This is a genomic window from Polaribacter sp., from assembly GCF_965660385.1.
Lineage (GTDB): Bacteria > Bacteroidota > Bacteroidia > Flavobacteriales > Flavobacteriaceae > Polaribacter.
On the sequence record NZ_CBFHZT010000046.1, the window covers coordinates 1 to 19,652 of the forward strand.

The window sequence follows — 19,652 nt, forward strand, 5'->3', positions numbered from 1 at the left end:
GTAGAGTCATACAACAAGGAATTGTCTGCATATTCATTTAATTTGTCTAAATATTTCTTTTCAATTTTATTGGCATCTAAGTAATAGTAAGAAATTGCAATCTGAGCATATGCATTAGCGTATTTTGAATCTTCTTCTATAGCTTTTTCAAAATTCAGAATGGCCTTGTTTAATCCTGCTTCACTTTGCTCATTTTGATTTTCTAATCCTTTTAAATAATAATCATAAGCCAATATGTTTTCAGTTGGTTTTTTATTTATTTGTTGCAACTCTGCTGGAGTTACTTTTGCTTTTATGGCTTCTGCAATTTTTTTTGCAACTGTATTTTGTAGTGAAAATACATCTACAACTTTATTGTTATATTGTTGTGCCCAAATTGGCATGTCATTAGAAGCATCAATTAATTGAATGTTTAATAAAACTTGATCTCCAATGCGTTGTCCACTTCCTTCTAATAAATAGCCAACATTCAATTCTTCAGCAATTTCTATTATAGTTTTATCAGTGTTTCTATATTTTTCAACAGATGTTCTACTAATTACACGTAAGTCTTCTATTTTTTGTAAATTGTTAAGCGTAGATTCCATTAAGCCATTTACAAAATACAAGTTCGTAGAATCACTACTCATATTTTTAAAAGGCAAAATAGCTATAGACTTCTTAAGATTATGAGAACTAATTTTTGAATTACGACTATTATTTTTAATAAATAGGTAGGAAACAACAGCAATGATTAAAATAGTAGCCAAAACAATTGGGTTACGATATTTTTTTAAAATGCTTGTGTCATCTTTTGTAACAAAAACTTCAGTTTCTACGTTTTCAGTTTCTACGTTTTCAGCTTCAATTTCTGGGTCTTCAATAATTTCTTTTCTAGATTCCCCAGGAGAAAACCCATAATGCTCTCTAAAGCACTTGGTAAAATAAGAATTATTACTAAACCCAACTTGATAAGAAATTTCAGAAACAGTAAGTTCTGTTTCTTTTAACAATTCCATTCCTTTTTGAAGACGCACTTGTCTAATAAATTGACTAGCACTAAGCTCAGTTTGCTTTTTTATTTTTCTAAGCAAGTTGGAACGACTCATGTTCATTAGAGTTGCTAACTCTGAAACACCAAATTGTTCATTAGAGATATTCTCTATTACAAACGCCTTAGCTTGTTCAATAAATTTTCCTTGATATGAGATTTTTGCCATAGAATTTTACGCTATTCCAAATGTATAAATTTTCTACTAAAACAAAGCTATTTATTATTTAAACTCATTAGCTAAAAACTGCTTTTTGCGTCATAATTTATATAGTTGCGTCATAATTTTCAATCTATCATCAAACTTAACACATTAGGCTTCATAAGGGTTATAGAGAATATTGCTTCTTGCCAGATCTTTGTAGAAACAAAAATCAAGGTATTAATCATTACAAATTTAAATTATGAAAACACTTAAAATTAACTCAATTAGAATGACAATTCAAATGTTATTTTTTACACTTTTATTAACGAGTTCATGCGCAAAATCTGATAAAAAATCAAACTCCGATACAACTGCAAAAACAACAAAAAGTGTAACCAAGCCAAGTATAGATATTCATGCTGCTGTGCTTACAGGGAATCTAGAAGCAGTAAAACAACATATTGAAGCTGGAACGGATATCAATCAAAAAGAAGCAATGTCTGGTTCTACACCTTTAATGTCTGCAGCAACTTTTAATAAAACGGAAATTGCAAAAGCATTGATAAATGCTGACGCAGATTTAACGATAAAAAATAATGATGGAGGTACAGCTTTGCATACTGCAGCATTTTTTGGACGAATAGAAATTGTACAATTATTAATTGATGCTAAAGCAGATAAAACGGTTCGTAATAATTTTGGAGCTACACCAAGAGAAATAGTGATGACAGACTTCGCTCAAATGAAACCAATTTACGAAATGCTAACGCAGCAATTAAAACCAATGGGTTTTACATTAGATCTTAATGAATTGCAAAAAGCAAGACCCGTTGTTGCAATGATGTTACAATAAACAATACATAAGATGACAACAGAAAGAAGATACGATATAGATTGGCTAAGAGTAATAGCCATTGGCTTGCTATTAATGTATCACATCGCCATTATTTTTCAACCTTGGGCAATGTTTATAGGCTTTATTCGAAGTGAAGAAGCTTTAGAAGGATTGTGGAAACCAATGACCATGTTGAATGTTTGGAGAATACCTTTATTGTTCTTTGTATCAAGTATGGGGTTGTATTTTGCAATGAAAAAAAGAAATTGGAAACAATTATTCTTTGAACGAGGAAAACGTATTCTATTGCCTTTTGTTTTTGGCTATTTTGCAATTACGCCTTTGCACATGTATATTTTTCAAAAGCATTATAATATGCCTTTAAGCTACTTTGCAGATAGTGGCCATTTATGGTTCTTAGGTAACATCTTTGTGTATGTACTATTGTTGTCTCCACTGTTTTTCTTTTTACAAAAAAACGATGATGGTAAATTTAAAAAGATGATTTCAAAAGTAATGAGATATGCTTTGGGACCACTTTCTATTTCTGTTTTTTTTATGTTGGAAGTGGGGGTAATAAAACCTCAATTATTTGAAATGTATGCTCAAAATTGGCATGGATTTTTTATTGGCTTGCTTGCTTTCTTTTTTGGATATCTTTTTGTCTATACTGGAAATGCTTTTTGGCAAACAGTGTCAAAATGGAAATGGTTATATATTGGTTTGGCAGCGATTCTCTTCTTAATTCGTTTTACTGGTTTTGAATCTATATCAAACATGCATTTAACAGCTATAGAATCTAATGCTTGGGTATTGGGTGTGTTTGGAATTGGGTACCGTTACTTAAATAAACCAAGTGCCTTACTTAGCTATTTAAGTGCTGCTGTGTATCCAGTATACATCATTCACATGTTTGTGTTGTATTTAGGAGCATTATTAATTCTACCCTTAGATATTCATCCTATGTTACAATTTATAGGAATCACCATATTTACATGTATCGTTTGTTTTCTAATGTATGAATTCGTTCTAAAAAGAATGGCAATTTTAAGACCTCTGTTTGGGTTAAAATGGAAATTTAAAATAGGTGGAAAGCACGATTTGAAAATACAGAGTGCCAAATCTAAAACAATCTAATGCAATGTAATAAAACCTTCAACCATGATAAAACTATTTAGAAAAAACAGACTTAAAATGCTCACTCAGAATAAATTTGGAGCTTATGTAGCCTATGCAGCTGGAGAAATTATCCTGGTTATTGTTGGTATTTTGATTGCTTTGGCTATTAATGAACATGCCAACAGTAAAAAGAAATTAGAATTACGTGATTCCTACATGGTGCAATTAAATGATGAAGCAGATCAAAATTTAAAGAAATTAATAGCGCTAGATAATGAGGCAAACCGAATGCTGAATGAATTGAATACAATGTTCCAATTAGTATTAAATAAAGACTATAAGAATCCAAAATTATCAACCAAATCTTTTTTTCTCGTTGTTTCTAAGAAATTTTATCCGGTAATGATTACTTACGAAAATTTGAAATTCTCAGGAGAAGTAAAACTTTTTGATGATTTAAACATTCGTAACGCAATCTCTGAAACCTACGAAACGTTTAATCCAATTGAAAAATTAGAAGCCTCAGAACAACAGGCAATTGAAGCCTATTATGAGAATTTTTTAATGCCAAAGGTAAAGTTTAGGAATATGGGGGGTTCTTCAGAAAATTATGGAAAAGACATTTATTTTGAAAATATGGTGTTAACCAGAATGACCACAATTGCTCAAAATAAAGAGGCGTATACCAATGCTATTGAATCCTTAAGAAAATTAAAAAAAACGTTTGCTGAAATACAAAGTGAAAATTAAAAAATGCTCGATTTTAGATTAGTGAATTGTAAATACCATAACTAAAACAATCTAAAAACTATCATATTATGAAACAAAACAAAATTAAAAAGATGCTTAAATTACTATTTATACTAGCCAGTGTATTTTCTTTAACCTTTGTGCCATGGACATTAGTAAAGGCATGGGGGAAACCTCTTCCAGATACCATTCAAGAGCAATTAATTGAAGCTTTAGATTATGATTTTGAAGGAATGATTGTTTATGTAGATCAAAAAAATCAAGAACCAAAATATTATGCTGCAGGTTGGCACAATAAAGAATCCAAAATATCTGCAAAACCTAATGCCTTATTTAAAATAGCGAGTATTAGTAAATTGTATGATGCTTTAGCTGTTACTAAATTGGTGAGTGCTGGAAGACTTTCTCTAGATAAAACAGTGGCTGATTATTTACCAGAACTTACAGGGAAAATAGAAAATGCAGACAAAATCACGTTAAGATTAATGATTCAACACAGAAGTGGTATTCCCAATTTTACAGATGCTCCAAAATTTTGGGAAGCGCCTACAGAATCCTTTGAAGAAAGTTTAGCGCTAATTAAGGGGAAATCAGCCAATTTTGAACCTGGTAAAGACTATGAATATTGTAATACAAATTATCTACTCATTAATAAAATAATGGACAATGAATTGGGCTATGCTAATTTTAAATTCATTCAAAAAGAAATTTTAAATCGCTTACAGCTTAAAAACACATTTAGTGCTGTTAGTAAAGTAAATATCGATAATGTAATGAGTGGTTATCATATTGGCTATGAACATGATTTAAAAACAAATGACTATGGAATGCATGCCACAGCAGAAGATGTAGGTATTTTTCTAAGGGCATTGAACAATGGTTCTTTATTTGATAAAGGTGAACAAGAAATATATTCCTCTATTTATCAATATGAACATTCTGGTTGGGTTCCTGGTTATCAAAGTTTTGCAAAATACTACAAGGACATTGATGCTGTAATTATTACATTCTACAATACTACCGATCCTAAATTGTATAACTGGAACTTGTCAGAAATTATCAATAAACGGATTTATAAAATAATAAAAAAACAAAAAAATGAAGGCTAAAAAAAACAGAACAAAAAAGAAAGCGCATCCATTTTGGAGTTTTTTCTGGCTAACATTTCTAATCGTTTCGCTTTGGTATGCGTGGTACTCATTTTATGCACCTTCGAATGATATAAGTTGGACAGATGACATTAAATCTGCTCAAAAGATTGCCAATAATTCTGATAAAAATATTATGCTATTCTTTACTGGTAAATGGTGTTCACCTTGTCGAATTATGAAACGTGAAGTTTTTGCAGATCATCAAGTTATAAAGGCCATTGAAGACAAATTTGTACCAGTAGAAATTAATATTGATGACCCAAATGCTGAAGCATTAGTAAAGCAATATAATATTGGTGCGACACCCACAACAATTTTTGTAAGCCCTGAGGGAAAGGTAATTAATTACGCTGTTGGAAAAGTTGGGAAAACGAAATTCCTTGAAATGATTGTTAACTTATAATTATACTAGAAATAATCAATCAATCATCAATCAAAAAACGAACAATTATAAAATCAATAAAAATGAAAACAATCAAAAAACAAATTTTAGTAAAAATGGCTTGTGTAGCCTTTGCATTCGTATCTAGTACCACATATGCACAAAACACAAATTCAGAAAAAACAACACAAAGAGAAGGATTCATGTTTGAATTTACAGTGGGTGGGGGTGTTGTAAGCATAGAAGATGGTGCTGGTATACAAACGTTTGATGAATCTCAAGGAACCTTTGTTTTTCCTGATCTAAAGTTAGGTTATATGTTAAATGAAAAATTGGCTATTACGATTTCTATGCCTGGAAATATTTATGAATTTCAGGATAATGATAGAAATTTTGGAGGTTTTATTCCCTCTGTACAATATTGGGTAAAAGATAAATGGTGGATTCATGGAGGTTATGGTTTAGCAATTGACTCACCAGCTCTTTATGATATTAAAGATAATGTAAATGACGATTGGAATTTTGGTCATGCTGTAATGATTAGTTCAGGTTATGCCGTTTATAAAAAGCAAAATTTCGCTCTCAATGTACAGTCTAAATTAGTTATGGGTCGTGCCAATTTAGATGGAGATGCACATAGAGATGCTGTCATCTTTAATGTAGGATTAGGCTTTAGTTGGTTATAAATATTAAATTAAACAATCCATGACTCAAAATACAGAACATAAAAATTTAATAAAAACCGCGAGAATAACTGGCTTATGGTATTTACTGATGGCCATTACAGGAATTCTCGGATTTATGGTCTATCATTCTCAAATATTTGTATCTGGTAATCCTGAACAAACGCTAACAAATTTAGTAGCATTGGAATCTACAGCAAGAGTTAGGTTGCTATTAGAGTTTGCTATTGTGATTTCCCAAGCACTTACTGCTGTGTGGTTTTTCAAATTATTTAAAGATAATTATGAATGGAAAGCTTGGACTCTTAGTATATGGGGAATGGTCAATGCATTAATCATTATGATAAGTGCAATTTCAATTGCATCAGCAATAGGTATTGCAAATTCTGATATAGGTAATATAAAAGAAAAAGTTTTACTAATTCAGATACTGCATTATGTAATTTCAAATTCTTGGGGAATTGGTGGCTTGTTTTTCGGATTATGGTTACTTCCTATGGGATACATTGTTATCAAATCTAAAAGAATGCCAATTTGGTTAGGAAGAGTAATTATTTTAGGTGGTATAGGTTATGTTATTTCTACGTTTATACGTTATTCTGGAATTAATTTTAGTTTAAACAAATACCTTATGTTACCAGCAACTATTGGCGAATTCTGGATGATTAGTTATTTACTAATTTTTGGAATAAGACCTAATAATGGAATAAATAAAACAAAAGAATTTTAAACAAATTAGTAAAAAACTATATATGGATAAAAGGAAAATAATTGCATTATTACTATTAAGTATAGGAATTTCATTAAGTATTGCTTTTTTACTTCGAATTGACTTTCCTCATGGCTTTGCTCCATATTTCAAATGGGAATATTATAATCAATTTGGGCCTTTAATTATAAGTATCGAACTTGTAATTGCAAGCATCTACCTTTTTAATGAACATATAAAACAAATTTTACATTGGCCCTTTTCGGATTTACTGCGTTGTTAGACATGCTATTTAATCAAATAGGTCTTTTCACTAGCTTAATGCCACTTTATGGAACAATAATCTTTTCAATTTGTGGTTTGGTGTGCCTGTTCTTAGCTTTTACAAATGCATTTAAGTTAAAGAGTATGACAATTCTAAAAACTATTGTAAGTACAATTCTAAGTGTGTTAACAGAACTGTTTTTTAATTATTTCTAATAAAGTTTGCCATAATAAAGAATTTTAAAATGAAACATATTTTCTTCATCAGCTTACTAATAATTGGATGTAAAACTGCATCAAAATCGAATGTAGAAACAACAGAAAAGGTAAGTCAAGAAAACCTAATTGCAGTTATTGATACAATCTGGAAAACAGAACAAGAACCTATTAGATTTAGAGATTCATTAATTTCTAAATATGGTGTAGATTCTGAATTGGTAAAAAAGCAACAAGCGATCATCGATAAAAACCATGCTGTTAATGAGAAAAAAGTGAAAGAAATTCTAATTAAATATGGTTGGCCAACTAAAGAAATGGTTGGAGAAAGAGGAAATTGGACGATTTGCAATGTCATTCAACATTCAGATAATGAGATTCGAATACAGTACCTACCACTGATGAGGCAAGCAGTTAAAGATAAAAAGTTAGAACCACGATTCTTGGTGAGAGCAGAAGATAGAATTGCCACAGAAAGAGGTGATTTACAAATCTATGGGGGGCAAATGAAGTACTATCCAGAAACCAAAAGTTTCAACCTTTGGCCAGTTCTTGATCCAAAAGACATAGATAATAGAAGAACAGCAATTGGATTAGATTCAATAGCCATCTTTTTAAAAAACAGATTCAATTTTGAATGGAATCTAGAAGAACAAATAAAAAGAACAAAAGAATTTGAACTAGCAAAGCAAAAAAAATAATAGTACAGATTAAAATAAAAATTAATTATCAAAAAGTATAAAACATGTTTTTCAAGTCAAAAGAAGGAAAAGAAAAAATGAAACGATTAACCAAATTCATAGAAAAGAATATTTCAGGAAAAAAAGTTTTAGTCCTTTTTATCTTGACAAATGTTGTGTAGACCTTTATGCTGACTGTTACAATTCCTAAAACAATGGAATTCTCTAACGGAATGCAATTATTGGATATGATGCCTACAGGATATGATTGGAATTATGTAAGTGAATTATTCAGTTCGCTTGGAGAAAATGGACGTATGATGTATCTAACCAATCAAATACCTGTTGATATGATTTATCCACTGCTATTTGGACTTTCTTACTGTCTGCTTTTAGGTTATTTCTTGAAAAAATTAAACAAATTAAACAAATTAAATTCCCCATATATGTATCTCTTCGTTATACCAATAATTGTAGGAATTGCAGATTATTTGGAAAATATCGGAATTATCACAATGCTAAAAAGCTACCCTAATTTGACAGAGATTTCAGTAAAAACGACGAGCTTATTTTCATTGATAAAAAGTATGTCGACAACTGCTTTTTTTATTATCCTAATTATCGTTTTAATAACACTTGGGCTAAAAACCATAAATGATAAAAAACAAGTGCTAACAAGGTAATAAATACATAACTAGCCTAAGGAATGTCTACGATATCTTATCCAGATCTTTGGCAACAGGCGTAAAAACTATGAACATTATAGAACAACTATTTCTTTAAACAAAAAACATGAAAAAAAAATCTTGGATTATAATTGGCATTTTATCCACACTCGTTGGATTATATCCGATGATCTACTTTTTTATTGATTGGCTATTATCATCAAAGTCAGTTGAACTTTTAAATAACGATTTATGGAATATTGCTTTTTATGGACATATAACTTTTGGTGGACTAGCTTTATTAATTGGGTGGTTGCAGTTTAGTCACAAATTGAGAAGAAAGAAGATTAAACTACATAAAATAATTGGAAAAATATATGTGATTGCTGTTTTAATAAGTGGAATTTTCGGGCTTTATATAGCTTTATTTGCTACAGGAGGTGTCATTAGTATTTTCGGATTTTTATCACTTGGCATTATTTGGTTAACTACGACTGTTTTAGGTTTCAAAGCCATAAAAAATAGAAATATTGCATTGCATAAAAAATTTATGATTTATAGTTATGCAGCTTGTTTTGCTGCAGTAACTTTAAGAGTTTGGCTTCCATTATTAACTATTGCAATTGGTGAATTCAATAGTGCTTACAGAATCGTTGCGTGGCTTAGCTGGGTTCCTAATTTAATGGTTGCATTCTTGATTGTTAAGAATAATGTATTAAAAATCCAAAGCTAAGTTACATAATACAATGTGATAGGTATATCAATAAAAATTCTTTTAGGCAAAACAATCAACACCAAATAGATATTACATTCATCACGAATTTCACAATTACTAACTGTGCTTTAAAAAATAAAACCATTATTTTTTTAAAATAATTGCTTAGCCTTAAATTAAAGTTTTTGTAAATTTAACGCTTAAAGATGCAATCCATTAATCAGAAATCCATAGCTGTACTTCCATTCGTCAATATGAGCAACAATATTGAAAACGAATACTTCTGCGATGGATTAACAGAAGAAATCATTAATGCATTAGCAAAAATCAAGCAACTTTCAGTTACTTCTCGTACTTCTTCATTTTACTTTAAAAATAAAACAGTAACTGCTCAAGAAATAAAAGAGAAGCTAAATGTAGCGACCTTTATAGAAGGCAGTGTAAGAGCATCTAGAAATAAAATGCGCATTACAGTACAAATGATCGATACTATAGACGATTTTCATTTCTGGTCAGAAACCTTCGATAGAAACCCAGAAAACATATTTGAAATTCAAGATGAAATTAGCCTGTTTATCGCAGAAAAATTACGTGAACATATTGGTCATCTTGAAATCGAAAATAAGCTAGTAGCTCCAATTGATGTTCCAGTAGCTATTTATAAAGAATACTTGAAAGGGAGGTATTATATAATGAAGTTAGATTATAAAAGTTCTATAAAGGGTATTAATATCTTAAAAGAAGTGATACTCAAATCACCTAATTTTTCAAGCCCTTACTTAGATATTAATCTTGCATATATTCAAATGGGAACAATGGGGCTGTTGCCTGCTCTTGAAGCGTACAATAAGGCACAGCCTTATTTACTAAAAGGAATAGAACTGGATCCAAACTCATCCAGATCTCAATTGAATAGTGCTTGGATAGAATGCTGGCAAAATTGGAATCTTAAAAAAGCGTATGAACATGCCAACAGAGCATTAGAAATTCAACAAGCAGACGATATTTACTTAACTATTGCTAACTTTTTAACTGTAGAGGGGAAACTAGATGCAGCTCAAAATTATCTCGAAAAAGCGTTGCAATTAGATCCGTATGCAGCTATCAATCATCATTATAAGGGTTTCCTATACTATTTGAAAGAAGAATACGAAACAGCAATACCACATCTTAAAAAGGCCTTGGAATTAGATCCAAAGCTACCTTTTCCGCCAATTTATATCGGGATTTGTTTAGTATTGTCAGGCAATCCAAATGAAGCCTTAACATACTTTGATTCACTTAAAGGTGTTGCTGTAAAAGACCTCACGAAATTGGGAGGAAAAACCATGTGTTTTGCAAAGCTTAATGAAACGGAAAAGTGTAATGAAGGTATAAAAGAATTAGAATCCTATTTAACAACCGAACTTGTTGATAAGGCATTCACATTTTTGATATTGGTTCATGCCTTGTTGGGCAATAATCAAAAGCTAATTGATTTAGTCGAACAAGCATACCAGAACCGTTTACCATTAGTGTTACTATTGAATCCCTCACCAATTCTTAAGGATGTAAAACATCACAAAAGATTTAAAGACATAATGCTTAAGGCAATTCCAGATAATCTAAATTATAAGCAGAAGAAAAAGTACAAACAGGTACTGTTAGATACTAACGAAATTAAAAAGTACAGCAAAGAACTAGAGCAAATTATGATGGACTATAAACTGTACTTAAACCCAGACCTATCATTAAAAGATGTAGCCTCTTATCTAGAACTACCTGCTAATTACGTTTCTCAATTAGTAAACCTAGGCTTTCAAAAAAACTTCTCTGAATACGTGAACACCTTTAGGGTCAACGAATTTAAAGAACGCATTCTACTCAAAGAAAACAAAGGATTAACTATTATGGCTGTCGCATACGACAGCGGTTTTAATTCCAAAACAGTGTTCAACACCTTTTTCAAAAAGATAGAAGGGATAACACCCAACGCCTATCTTAAAAATAATATTTCAGCTTCATAAATTCAAATTAAAAAGGTATTCTTGTATACAAATAAATATTTTTTAACGAATTTAAAGACAGTTTTGAGCACTTTAAAAGTGAATGTTTTTTCAACACAAATAAAAAATAATCATCTTTAGCACATTTAGAAACAAAGCTGATAATAGAAAGAACCTCTTATTTCTTTTCAGATATAAATACTTTTAAATCTGTAAAGGCTTTGTTTCTATAAGGTATTAATTTCTTATAGTCTTCACTGGTAAACAATTTCTCCATAGATTCCTGGTTTGGAAACTCAACAACCATAATAAAGTCAGGTTTTTCTTTACCAATTACACCACGTTTAATGGGATATTTAACAGGTTTTGCACCTACCAATTCATATTTTGCTCTAATTTTAGATCTGTAATATTCAAAAGCTTCTTTCTCTTTCGGGTTTACAAAAGCTATAATAATGAGTATAATTTTAATGTTCATAATGTAGTGTTTTCCTATGAGTGTATAGAAGATTAAAAAAATCACATTTTTTAAATTTTAAAAATAGTGTAGTCATGGTAGTATTGATTTGTAATGTTCATTTTTTTATGAGGAGTAAGTGTGATTTTTCTTGATGCAATCCCACTAATGATAGTAAAAAGTATGGTTTTGCATAAGCAAAGTTGATAACCATCTAATTGTCTCCAAATATCATATTGAAGTGTATGAAAAATAGAATAAAAATAGAACGTGCTATTTGTAATCTTACACAAGCAGAATTGGCAAGAAAAGTAGGGGTGTCTCGACAAACGATACATTTAATCGAAAAAGGCAAGGCTATACCATCAACGGTATTGGCTTTAAAAATATCTAAGATTTTCCAAAAACCAGTGAACGTTTTTTTTGAGCTTGATGAAAAGGAATAAAATCTTTTAACAGTAGTATAGCACATAAAAAATTGGTTCTAGTTTTTAAATTAAAACTTTCGCAATACTGTTTATAGTTAATTTTATCAAATCACAAGACTAGCAGTCATAAACTGCTTAAGACAGTATTTTATTTAAGTATCAGTATATTGTATATCAATGCTTTATGTATTATTTAAAAAAAATAAATATTTTTTTGTGATTTTTTAAGTACTTCAAGTACTAATAGAATGTAAGTAATCTTTAAATGCATACAAAAGAGGAATTTATTCAACATATAAAAGAGAATGAAGGTATTATTTATAAAGTTGCAAGGCTTTATACCAATAGTGCCGAGGATCAAAAAGATGTATACCAAGAAATTGTGTATCAACTTTGGAAATCGTACCCTTCTTTTAAAGCCAATTCAAAAATAAGTACTTGGATGTATCGTGTGGCACTAAACACGGCTATCGGTCATTTAAAAAAAGAAAAGAGAAAAGGAACTCGAGTAACTATAGATAATTTTCTTTTGAATAAAATAGATGAAGTTGATGCAGTCATGGAAGAGCGAATTACACTTTTATATACGCATATAAAAAAACTTAGTATTGTGGAAAAAGGAATCATACTCCTTCATTTAGAAGGCAAAAACTATGATGAAATAGCCGCAATTTCTGGATTTACAAAAACCAATATTGGGACACGTTTAGGAAGAATTAAACAAAAATTAAAATCTCAAATTAAAAAATAAAATAAGCATGGAACTTGAAGAAATGAAATCCCTTTGGGAAGATATGAGTCAAAAGGTCAATCAACAAAAAGTATTAACTGATCAGTTAATTCTAGACATGACAAAAGAACGTTATGAAAATAGTGTGCGCAGAATTTCTGTGCCAGAAACGCTAAGTGCACTTATCTGTTTTGCAGCTGTTTTTTACCTAATCAGTAACTTTAACTTGCTAGATGTTTGGTATTTAAAACTTACAGGGGCACTTACCATAGTCGCTTGTGTATTGCTACCAATCCTTTCATTAAAATCTATTAATAAGATGAAAGCTATAGAGGTTTCTAAAAGTACTTACAAAGAGTCCTTAGTGAATTATGCAAAAGCGAAAGTAAGATTTATGAAATTACAAAAAACAAGCTTTTATACCAGTTTTATAGTATTGATACTTGCTGTAATTTCCTTTGGTAAAATTATGAAAGGTATCGATGTTTTTACAATGACAGAAAAACTGAATTGGCTAGTCCCTTCAGGAATTGGAGTCTTATTTATATTCTCAGAATGGGTGTTGAAAAAATATAAAAAGGCTACAGACGCTGCAAACGCAATATTAAAAGAGCTCGAAGCCTAAGCCTATTTCAAATAAATAATCACAATTAAGTAATGCATTTATTATAAAGCTGAATTTTATTCGGATAAGAAAAGTGCGCTCAAAAATGAACTAAATTAAATTTAAAAAATGAAAAAAATATACATCACATTCGTCTTAGTGTTATGCTCAGTCTTAACGTTTTCTCAAGACATTACAGGCATATGGAATGGAACAGTAAAACTAGGAAAAGACAAAGAAATTCGTTTTATTTTCAATATTAAAAAATCAGATAATAATTATGTCACAGAGTTGTCTATACCAGCACAAAGAGTTGCAGGATTAAAACCTCAAAGTACCACGTATGACAATGGAATCTTATTAATTGATGGTTCAAACTTAGGCATCAAGTATGAAGGCAAATTCAATACTAAGTTACAGCAATTTGAGGGGAATTTTTCAGAAGGAGCTAATACACTTCCATTACAATTAAAAAAGGGAAAGTTAAGCGTAGCTACCAAAAATAATAGACCCCAAGAGCCTGTAAAACCTTATCCTTACAATGAGGAGGAAGTAGTTTTTAAGAATAAAAAAGCGCAAGTTTCACTTGCTGGTACTTTGACTTTACCACGAAATACCAAAAAAGCTCCTGCTGTTATTTTAATAAGTGGTAGTGGTCCACAAGATAGAGATGAAACGTTCGCAAACCACAAACCTTTTTGGATACTTGCAGATTATTTAACACGCCAAGGTATTGCAGTTTTACGTTTTGATGATCGAGGAGTAGGAAAATCGACAGGTAATTTTAGTGAAGCAACAACTGCAGATTTTGCTACAGACGTTGTAAGTGCTGTAAGCTATCTAAAATCAAGATCAGATATTGATACTGATCATATTGGTCTAGTGGGGCATAGTGAAGGGGGTATTATTGCACCTTTAGCAGCGAATCAAACAGAAGACGTGTCTTTTATAGTACTATTAGCCTCTACAGGTATACCTGGAAGCGAAATATCATTAATGCAGTCTATTTCAATGCGTCCTTTTCCAGTACCTAGTGAAGCAGCATATGAGCAAGCCATTAGAGAAGCAATTCAAATTGCAGCTTCAGATAAGGAATTGGCAACAATTAAAAAAGAATTGACTGCGCATTACAACAAAACAATTGCCCCAATATTAAAACCTATGGTTGGTAATGATGCTAAGGTAAATGAGATTGTGAAAGGTTTAATCAAAGCTAGAACTTCACCTTGGGTACGTTATTTCTACAATTACAATCCTGCAACTGAAATAGAAAAATTGCAAATTCCGGTATTGTCTTTAAATGGTACGAACGACACACAAGTAAATGCAGAAATCAATCAAAAGGGTATTAAGGAAGCATTGATAAAAGGAAAAAATACAGATTATAAGATCGTAAAATTAGAGGGTTTAAATCACTTTTTTCAGGAGAGTACAACTGGTAAAATGGATGAGTATAGTAAAATTGAACAAACATTTTCTCCAATAGCCTTAAAAGAAATTTCGAGTTGGGTTTTAGAGCATATCAATTAATCAGTTCGGATGCTTTAATCAGAATAAAGCAACAATAACCCTTACATCGTTTTGTAATAATAATATTTTAAAATCATGAAAAATTATATAACCTTTTTACTGCTGTTCATAACTGCATCAACTTTTTCCCAATCAAATTCAAAAATTCAAAAGAAGGTTTTAATGGTTGTGAGTAGTTATGGTAAAGATAATGGCCATACAAGACCAGGCTTTGAGTTTGAAGAATTTGTGGATGCGTATAACGTATTTACTCAAAATAATATAAAGGTTACTGTAGCCAGCCCCAAAGGAGGTAGTGTCATAGCAGACAAATTCGATCCAAAAAAAGAAAAAAATAAGGCGTTTTTAACAAATGACAATACAGCTTCCATCCTCACGAAAACAATAGCCACCTCACGAATTAATCCTAGTAGTTTTCAAGCTATTTATATCGTTGGTGGTAAGGGGGCAATGTTTGATATTCCTTACGACTCGGCATTACAAGACATTATACTAAACTTATACAAACGAAAAGGTACAGTTTTGGCCGCTGTTTGTCATGGGCCATCAGCTTTTGTAAATGTGAAACACCAAAATAAGTATATTTTAGATAAGGTCAGAATTACAGGTTTTTCAAATGAGGAAGAACATATTTTTAAGAGTAAATGGGTTAATGAGTTTCCTTTTTTATTAGAGGACGCTCTAATTAAGAAAGGGGCAAGCTATCAAAAAGGTAGTTTTATGTTAGAAAACGTGGTTATTTCCGGTAAATTTATAACAGGGCAGAATCCAGCTTCCACAAAAGCTTCAGCAGAAGCTGTGGTGAAAGCTTTTGGTGTGCTGCCTTTGCCCAGAACTACTGCCAAACAAGATGCAACATTAGAGGTTATAAAAAAGTTTCTCAATAGTCAACTTGATCAAAATGCACTCCGTAAAGAAAGTAATGCAGATAGTTATCAATTTAAACTCATAGCAACCTACGGATTTATCCTGATCCAGAATAGCAAAGATCGTAAGGAGAGCCTTGAAAAAGGGATAGCTTTAATAACATTTGCGAAACCATACTTTTTCAACGAGAATTTTCAACTATTAGTAGCTAAAAAACTTATGGTGCTTAATAAAAATAGTGATGCAAAAAAAGTGCTAGACGAGCTCGTAGCAAAAAATCTTATGAAAAAAGAAGCTGAAGTTTTACTAAATGAAATAGCTAAGTTTTGAAAAAGAAAATCAAATATTTCATAAAAATTGTAGGTACAATTTTGGTTCTATTGATGATAACAATCACTGGTGCTTATTTGTGGCCAACTTCCACATTGCAACCACCAAAATCTTTCGAAAAAACAATCATTAATAACGTAAATATTATTGATGTTGAAACTGGGGAAATAGCTAAACATCAATTTGTTGTAATTGAAAACTCTCGTATTACAAAAATTGACAGTATAAATATTGAAGTTTCAGATGATGCCTTAAAAATTGAGGGTAGTGGTAAATTCCTCATTCCTGGATTATGGGACATGCATACACATTCTAACCAGCATTCAGAGTGGTTACATCATCCGCTTTACATTGCAAATGGTGTTACTGGTGTAAGAGACATGTCTGGTCAATTGAATGAGAAAGATAGCTACTGGGTAGGTAGCAAAGAACGTTTACAATGGAATAAGGAGGTAGATAATAACATAAGGGTAACACCGAGATATGTATTACAAAGCAGTTACCAAATGGACGGTGAAAAAGCAATTCCTGAAGAGTCACCCGACTTTTTTAAACTGCAAAAGCCATCTCAAGTAGATTCATTGTTGCAATTTTATAAAAATGAAAACGTAGATTTTATTAAGGTATATCAGCAATTACCAAAAGACACTTACTTAGAACTAGCTAAAAAAGCACCAAAATATGGCCTTCATTTGGCGGGTCATAAACCGATGTTTTTAAGTTTAGAAGAAGCGATTAACTTTGGACAAAGGAGTTTTGAGCACGGGCGCATATTCATGTACGAATGTTTTCCAGAAGCTGATAGTTTAAAGAAACCGGAGAATTGGAAGCAATATTTCTCAAAATCAAAAGCAAAGATTGTTCAACAGTTTGATTCAGTCCAAGCAAAAGAGTTAATGGAATTAATGTATCATAAAAATGCCTATTGGACACCAACTTTACAGACCTTAAAGTTTGAAGCTTTTGCACATAAAAGTGAGTTTACTAATAATGAAAATTTAAAGTATGTCACTTCAGTCAGTAAGAAGTTATGGTGGAAATTTGATACAGACCATAACAAAGAGAAAAATATTGAACGTGAGGGTATTAGTGTAAGTAAACAATTTTTTGAAGCTTCAAAACAGCAAGTTGCGATGGCCAATAAAATGGGTGTACCCATTATGGCAGGAACCGATGTTACAGACTCTTATGTGTTTGCGGGTTTTAGTTTACGTGATGAATTATACGAATTAACAAGAAGTGGACTTTCTAATTTAGAGGCCTTACAATCTGCAACTATAACACCAGCAAAATTTTCCAATATAGAAGAGGATTACGGCTCTATAGGAATAGGAAAAAAGGCAGACCTAGTAGTATTAAATAAAAATCCTTTAAACAACATTCAAAACACAAGGGAGATATATGGTGTATTTCTAAATGGTGCATACTATAATGAAGAAAAACTAACGGAACTCAAAAACTTCGCTGAAACAGCTGCCAGCAGCTTTCATATGAATGTAAAAGCATTAATAAGCTTGGTGAACAGCCCCTTGATTCGTGTACAGTTTGCCGATTAACAAAATTAGTTCTGTTTTATAATCTAGAACGTTTTAGAGTTTAAGCAATGCTAACTTTGAAAACAAATTAAGATTACAAACAATGGAAAAAAAGAAAACTAAAAAATACAGAAAGGGAGTAAAATTAGGAATAGGAATTATACTAGGAACTGTAGTGGGGTATCTAACCTCAAATATACAATTGTGGTTTGTTTTAGGGATTGCCATTGGCGCAGCTTTAGAGTACGGTACAGCAAAAAAGCAATCATAAAATGAAATCATTATTTACGACACTATTTTTTATAGGTATTACACTTTCAACTGTTAGTGCTGTTTCTCAAAACAAGAACCAAGGACTTGTTAATAAAATTGATTCTTATCTGAAGGCAAGTGAAATAAATGGATTTTCTGGTGTGGTTTTAGTAGCAAAAAATGGAGAAATTCTTTTATCCAAAGGATACGGTTGGGCAGATCGAAAAAATAAAACTCCCAACTCACCTGAAACCGTTTTTAATATTGGTTCAGTAACCAAACAATTTACAGCATCTGCTATCTTAAAATTGGTAGAACAAGGTAAAATGAAAACTTCGGATAAACTGAGTTTATATTTTCCTCAAATTCCTCTTGATAAGACGGATATTTCAATTCATCAACTATTGACACATACTTCAGGTATTTCGAATAAAACAGGGGGTTTTAGATACCATGAAGCCAGCAAAGAACAGTTCTTAAAAGAGTTTTTTGAGGCAACATTGCATGCTAAACCTGGCACATCCTACCAATATGCAAATGCCAATTACATTATGTTAACCGTGATACTAGAAATGGTTTCAAAACAAACCTACGACGCTTTTCTACAGGAAAACCTATTTGGTCCTGCTCAAATGAAAAGTACAGGATATAAAAGCATCAATTTTAATACAGAGCTACTAGCACATGGCTATTACTATAACAGAGATGATGAGCTATGGGCAGATTGGGGTACAACTCAGCAACACCTCCCTAATAATAAAAATCATTGGTACAGTATTGGTAAAGGCGATATACACGCTTCGGTTGTAGATTTGTACAAATGGCACATGGCTTTAAAAAACAATATTGTTTTATCATCAAAAACTACAGAACTTCAAGAAACGCCGTATGTAGCTGAGAATGATAAAAAGACCTCCTATTATGGGTATGGTTGGGCGGTAACTCAAACGAATAGAAATACCAAAATCGTTGCGCATAATGGTAGTAACGGATTGTACTTTGCAGATTTTGTAAGATTTGTAGAGGATGAAGTAGTGGTTATATACATGACAAATAAGTTTTTAGGACCTGAATCAGAAAACGTGGCAAGAGAGATTGGTAAAATGATGTTTGATGCAAATTATAAGGCGCCACCAATTCCTACAAATATTTATGAGTTAATACATTCATTCATGAAAGCCAATCCATCTAAAAATGCAGAAAAATTACCAGATTTTTTAAAGAAAGAGGTCAAAAGTGAATTTAATGATCCTGCCATACTAAACCGACTAGGGTATAGTAGATTAAAAAAAGAAGATCAACCGGATTGGGCATTAGCATTGTTTAAACTGAATGTGAAATTATTTCCTAAAAATGGTAATTTATGGGATTCATTAGGTGAAGCATACTTAAAATACAATCAAAAAGAAAATGCCATAAAGAGTTATACAAAAGCAGTTAAATTAGGTAGTAAAGGATCGAAAAAAGTATTAAATGAATTGCTAGGTAATGACTAATGCAAATAAAAATATTGATTACACGAAGCAGGTGTACCAATAATTTGTGGAACTGATGGCGGTATTGGGGTTACGCTTCCGGGTTTTTCAATTC

At 31.4% G+C, this 19,652-nt stretch carries 22 protein-coding genes; 20 read left to right on the top strand and 2 right to left on the bottom strand.

What is annotated here, in order from left to right; all coding sequences use genetic code 11:
- The coding region (locus ACTG3V_RS12305; protein ID WP_439132468.1) for a helix-turn-helix domain-containing protein at positions 1 to 1,199 on the bottom strand (1,199 nt) is incomplete at its 3' end.
- Between the two features lie 235 nt (positions 1,200 to 1,434).
- Between ACTG3V_RS12305 and ACTG3V_RS12310 the strand changes: the two genes are divergently transcribed.
- From ACTG3V_RS12310 to ACTG3V_RS12365, 12 genes are all read left to right on the top strand, one after another.
- Positions 1,435 to 2,028 carry an ankyrin repeat domain-containing protein gene (locus ACTG3V_RS12310; protein ID WP_439132469.1) on the top strand — a complete coding sequence of 198 codons (594 nt, stop codon included), beginning with the start codon at positions 1,435 to 1,437 and terminating at the stop codon, positions 2,026 to 2,028.
- 12 nt (positions 2,029 to 2,040) lie between these two features.
- Positions 2,041 to 3,147 (top strand): acyltransferase family protein, encoded by a 1,107-nt coding sequence (locus ACTG3V_RS12315; RefSeq protein WP_439132470.1) that lies wholly within the window; start codon positions 2,041 to 2,043, stop codon positions 3,145 to 3,147.
- A gap of 24 nt (positions 3,148 to 3,171) precedes the next feature.
- Positions 3,172 to 3,879 (top strand): hypothetical protein, encoded by a 708-nt coding sequence (locus ACTG3V_RS12320; RefSeq protein WP_439132471.1) that lies wholly within the window; start codon positions 3,172 to 3,174, stop codon positions 3,877 to 3,879.
- A 68-nt stretch (positions 3,880 to 3,947) separates the two neighbouring features.
- Complete coding sequence (locus ACTG3V_RS12325; RefSeq protein ID WP_439132472.1) at positions 3,948 to 4,988, top strand: serine hydrolase domain-containing protein; 1,041 nt, start codon at positions 3,948 to 3,950, stop codon at positions 4,986 to 4,988.
- A complete protein-coding gene (locus tag ACTG3V_RS12330; RefSeq protein WP_439132474.1) occupies positions 4,978 to 5,433 on the top strand; it encodes a thioredoxin family protein in 456 nt (151 codons plus the stop codon). Before ACTG3V_RS12325 ends, ACTG3V_RS12330 begins: the two co-directional genes overlap by 11 nt.
- A gap of 62 nt (positions 5,434 to 5,495) precedes the next feature.
- The gene (locus tag ACTG3V_RS12335; RefSeq protein ID WP_439132475.1) at positions 5,496 to 6,098 is read left to right on the top strand and encodes a hypothetical protein; all 603 of its coding nucleotides are present in this window, start codon (positions 5,496 to 5,498) and stop codon (positions 6,096 to 6,098) included.
- A gap of 19 nt (positions 6,099 to 6,117) precedes the next feature.
- Positions 6,118 to 6,825: a DUF4386 domain-containing protein gene (locus tag ACTG3V_RS12340; protein WP_439132476.1), complete on the top strand. Its 708-nt coding sequence runs from the start codon at positions 6,118 to 6,120 to the stop codon at positions 6,823 to 6,825.
- A gap of 22 nt (positions 6,826 to 6,847) precedes the next feature.
- Positions 6,848 to 7,087 carry a hypothetical protein gene (locus tag ACTG3V_RS12345; RefSeq protein WP_439132477.1) on the top strand — a complete coding sequence of 80 codons (240 nt, stop codon included), beginning with the start codon at positions 6,848 to 6,850 and terminating at the stop codon, positions 7,085 to 7,087.
- Between the two features lie 226 nt (positions 7,088 to 7,313).
- Positions 7,314 to 7,985 carry a DUF6624 domain-containing protein gene (locus ACTG3V_RS12350; protein WP_439132478.1) on the top strand — a complete coding sequence of 224 codons (672 nt, stop codon included), beginning with the start codon at positions 7,314 to 7,316 and terminating at the stop codon, positions 7,983 to 7,985.
- 194 nt (positions 7,986 to 8,179) lie between these two features.
- Positions 8,180 to 8,647, top strand: a complete 468-nt coding sequence (locus ACTG3V_RS12355; protein ID WP_439132479.1) for a hypothetical protein — start codon at positions 8,180 to 8,182, stop codon at positions 8,645 to 8,647.
- Between the two features lie 109 nt (positions 8,648 to 8,756).
- The gene (locus tag ACTG3V_RS12360; protein ID WP_439132480.1) at positions 8,757 to 9,362 is read left to right on the top strand and encodes a DUF2306 domain-containing protein; all 606 of its coding nucleotides are present in this window, start codon (positions 8,757 to 8,759) and stop codon (positions 9,360 to 9,362) included.
- 236 nt (positions 9,363 to 9,598) lie between these two features.
- A complete protein-coding gene (locus ACTG3V_RS12365) occupies positions 9,599 to 11,350 on the top strand; it encodes a tetratricopeptide repeat protein (RefSeq protein WP_439132481.1) in 1,752 nt (583 codons plus the stop codon).
- 157 nt (positions 11,351 to 11,507) lie between these two features.
- Here the strand turns inward: ACTG3V_RS12365 and ACTG3V_RS12370 are convergent, their stop codons facing one another.
- Complete coding sequence (locus ACTG3V_RS12370; protein WP_439132482.1) at positions 11,508 to 11,807, bottom strand: DUF1330 domain-containing protein; 300 nt, start codon at positions 11,805 to 11,807, stop codon at positions 11,508 to 11,510.
- A gap of 224 nt (positions 11,808 to 12,031) precedes the next feature.
- Here ACTG3V_RS12370 and ACTG3V_RS12375 point away from each other — a divergent pair, with 224 nt between their 5' ends.
- The 8 genes from ACTG3V_RS12375 (at position 12,032) to ACTG3V_RS12410 (ending at position 19,558) form a co-directional block, all read left to right on the top strand.
- On the top strand, positions 12,032 to 12,232 hold the full coding sequence (locus tag ACTG3V_RS12375; protein ID WP_439132483.1) for a helix-turn-helix transcriptional regulator: 201 nt from the start codon (positions 12,032 to 12,034) through the stop codon (positions 12,230 to 12,232).
- A gap of 247 nt (positions 12,233 to 12,479) precedes the next feature.
- Positions 12,480 to 12,965: an RNA polymerase sigma factor gene (locus ACTG3V_RS12380; protein ID WP_439132484.1), complete on the top strand. Its 486-nt coding sequence runs from the start codon at positions 12,480 to 12,482 to the stop codon at positions 12,963 to 12,965.
- Positions 12,966 to 12,972: 7 nt separating this feature from the next.
- The gene (locus ACTG3V_RS12385; RefSeq protein WP_439132485.1) at positions 12,973 to 13,569 is read left to right on the top strand and encodes a hypothetical protein; all 597 of its coding nucleotides are present in this window, start codon (positions 12,973 to 12,975) and stop codon (positions 13,567 to 13,569) included.
- Between the two features lie 108 nt (positions 13,570 to 13,677).
- On the top strand, positions 13,678 to 15,078 hold the full coding sequence (locus tag ACTG3V_RS12390) for an alpha/beta hydrolase family protein (protein ID WP_439132486.1): 1,401 nt from the start codon (positions 13,678 to 13,680) through the stop codon (positions 15,076 to 15,078).
- Between the two features lie 75 nt (positions 15,079 to 15,153).
- Positions 15,154 to 16,275: a type 1 glutamine amidotransferase domain-containing protein gene (locus ACTG3V_RS12395; protein ID WP_439132487.1), complete on the top strand. Its 1,122-nt coding sequence runs from the start codon at positions 15,154 to 15,156 to the stop codon at positions 16,273 to 16,275.
- A 53-nt stretch (positions 16,276 to 16,328) separates the two neighbouring features.
- Positions 16,329 to 17,831, top strand: coding sequence for an amidohydrolase family protein (locus ACTG3V_RS12400; RefSeq protein WP_439132488.1), 1,503 nt, complete (start codon positions 16,329 to 16,331; stop codon positions 17,829 to 17,831).
- Between the two features lie 82 nt (positions 17,832 to 17,913).
- Entirely contained in the window at positions 17,914 to 18,081 is a 168-nt protein-coding gene (locus ACTG3V_RS12405; RefSeq protein ID WP_439132489.1) for a hypothetical protein, read from the top strand.
- A gap of 1 nt (position 18,082) precedes the next feature.
- Positions 18,083 to 19,558 (top strand): serine hydrolase, encoded by a 1,476-nt coding sequence (locus ACTG3V_RS12410; RefSeq protein WP_439132490.1) that lies wholly within the window; start codon positions 18,083 to 18,085, stop codon positions 19,556 to 19,558.
- Positions 19,559 to 19,652: the final 94 nt, after the last annotated feature.

Bases quoted from the DNA above. Each gene is read 5' to 3' on its own strand.
- ACTG3V_RS12380 (WP_439132484.1), top strand. From the start codon at position 12,480: ATGCATACAAAAGAGGAATTTATTCAACATATAAAAGAGAATGAAGGT.
- ACTG3V_RS12405 (WP_439132489.1), top strand. From the start codon at position 17,914: ATGGAAAAAAAGAAAACTAAAAAATACAGAAAGGGAGTAAAATTAGGA.
- ACTG3V_RS12390 (WP_439132486.1), top strand. From the start codon at position 13,678: ATGAAAAAAATATACATCACATTCGTCTTAGTGTTATGCTCAGTCTTA.
- ACTG3V_RS12330 (WP_439132474.1), top strand. From the start codon at position 4,978: ATGAAGGCTAAAAAAAACAGAACAAAAAAGAAAGCGCATCCATTTTGG.
- ACTG3V_RS12355 (WP_439132479.1), top strand. From the start codon at position 8,180: ATGGAATTCTCTAACGGAATGCAATTATTGGATATGATGCCTACAGGA.
- ACTG3V_RS12310 (WP_439132469.1), top strand. From the start codon at position 1,435: ATGAAAACACTTAAAATTAACTCAATTAGAATGACAATTCAAATGTTA.
- ACTG3V_RS12395 (WP_439132487.1), top strand. From the start codon at position 15,154: ATGAAAAATTATATAACCTTTTTACTGCTGTTCATAACTGCATCAACT.
- ACTG3V_RS12360 (WP_439132480.1), top strand. From the start codon at position 8,757: ATGAAAAAAAAATCTTGGATTATAATTGGCATTTTATCCACACTCGTT.
- ACTG3V_RS12410 (WP_439132490.1), top strand. From the start codon at position 18,083: ATGAAATCATTATTTACGACACTATTTTTTATAGGTATTACACTTTCA.
- ACTG3V_RS12325 (WP_439132472.1), top strand. From the start codon at position 3,948: ATGAAACAAAACAAAATTAAAAAGATGCTTAAATTACTATTTATACTA.
- ACTG3V_RS12340 (WP_439132476.1), top strand. From the start codon at position 6,118: ATGACTCAAAATACAGAACATAAAAATTTAATAAAAACCGCGAGAATA.
- ACTG3V_RS12400 (WP_439132488.1), top strand. From the start codon at position 16,329: ATGATAACAATCACTGGTGCTTATTTGTGGCCAACTTCCACATTGCAA.
- ACTG3V_RS12335 (WP_439132475.1), top strand. From the start codon at position 5,496: ATGAAAACAATCAAAAAACAAATTTTAGTAAAAATGGCTTGTGTAGCC.
- ACTG3V_RS12375 (WP_439132483.1), top strand. From the start codon at position 12,032: ATGAAAAATAGAATAAAAATAGAACGTGCTATTTGTAATCTTACACAA.
- ACTG3V_RS12365 (WP_439132481.1), top strand. From the start codon at position 9,599: ATGAGCAACAATATTGAAAACGAATACTTCTGCGATGGATTAACAGAA.
- ACTG3V_RS12345 (WP_439132477.1), top strand. From the start codon at position 6,848: ATGGATAAAAGGAAAATAATTGCATTATTACTATTAAGTATAGGAATT.
- ACTG3V_RS12350 (WP_439132478.1), top strand. From the start codon at position 7,314: ATGAAACATATTTTCTTCATCAGCTTACTAATAATTGGATGTAAAACT.
- ACTG3V_RS12315 (WP_439132470.1), top strand. From the start codon at position 2,041: ATGACAACAGAAAGAAGATACGATATAGATTGGCTAAGAGTAATAGCC.
- ACTG3V_RS12385 (WP_439132485.1), top strand. From the start codon at position 12,973: ATGGAACTTGAAGAAATGAAATCCCTTTGGGAAGATATGAGTCAAAAG.
- ACTG3V_RS12370 (WP_439132482.1), bottom strand. From the start codon at position 11,807: ATGAACATTAAAATTATACTCATTATTATAGCTTTTGTAAACCCGAAA.
- ACTG3V_RS12320 (WP_439132471.1), top strand. From the start codon at position 3,172: ATGATAAAACTATTTAGAAAAAACAGACTTAAAATGCTCACTCAGAAT.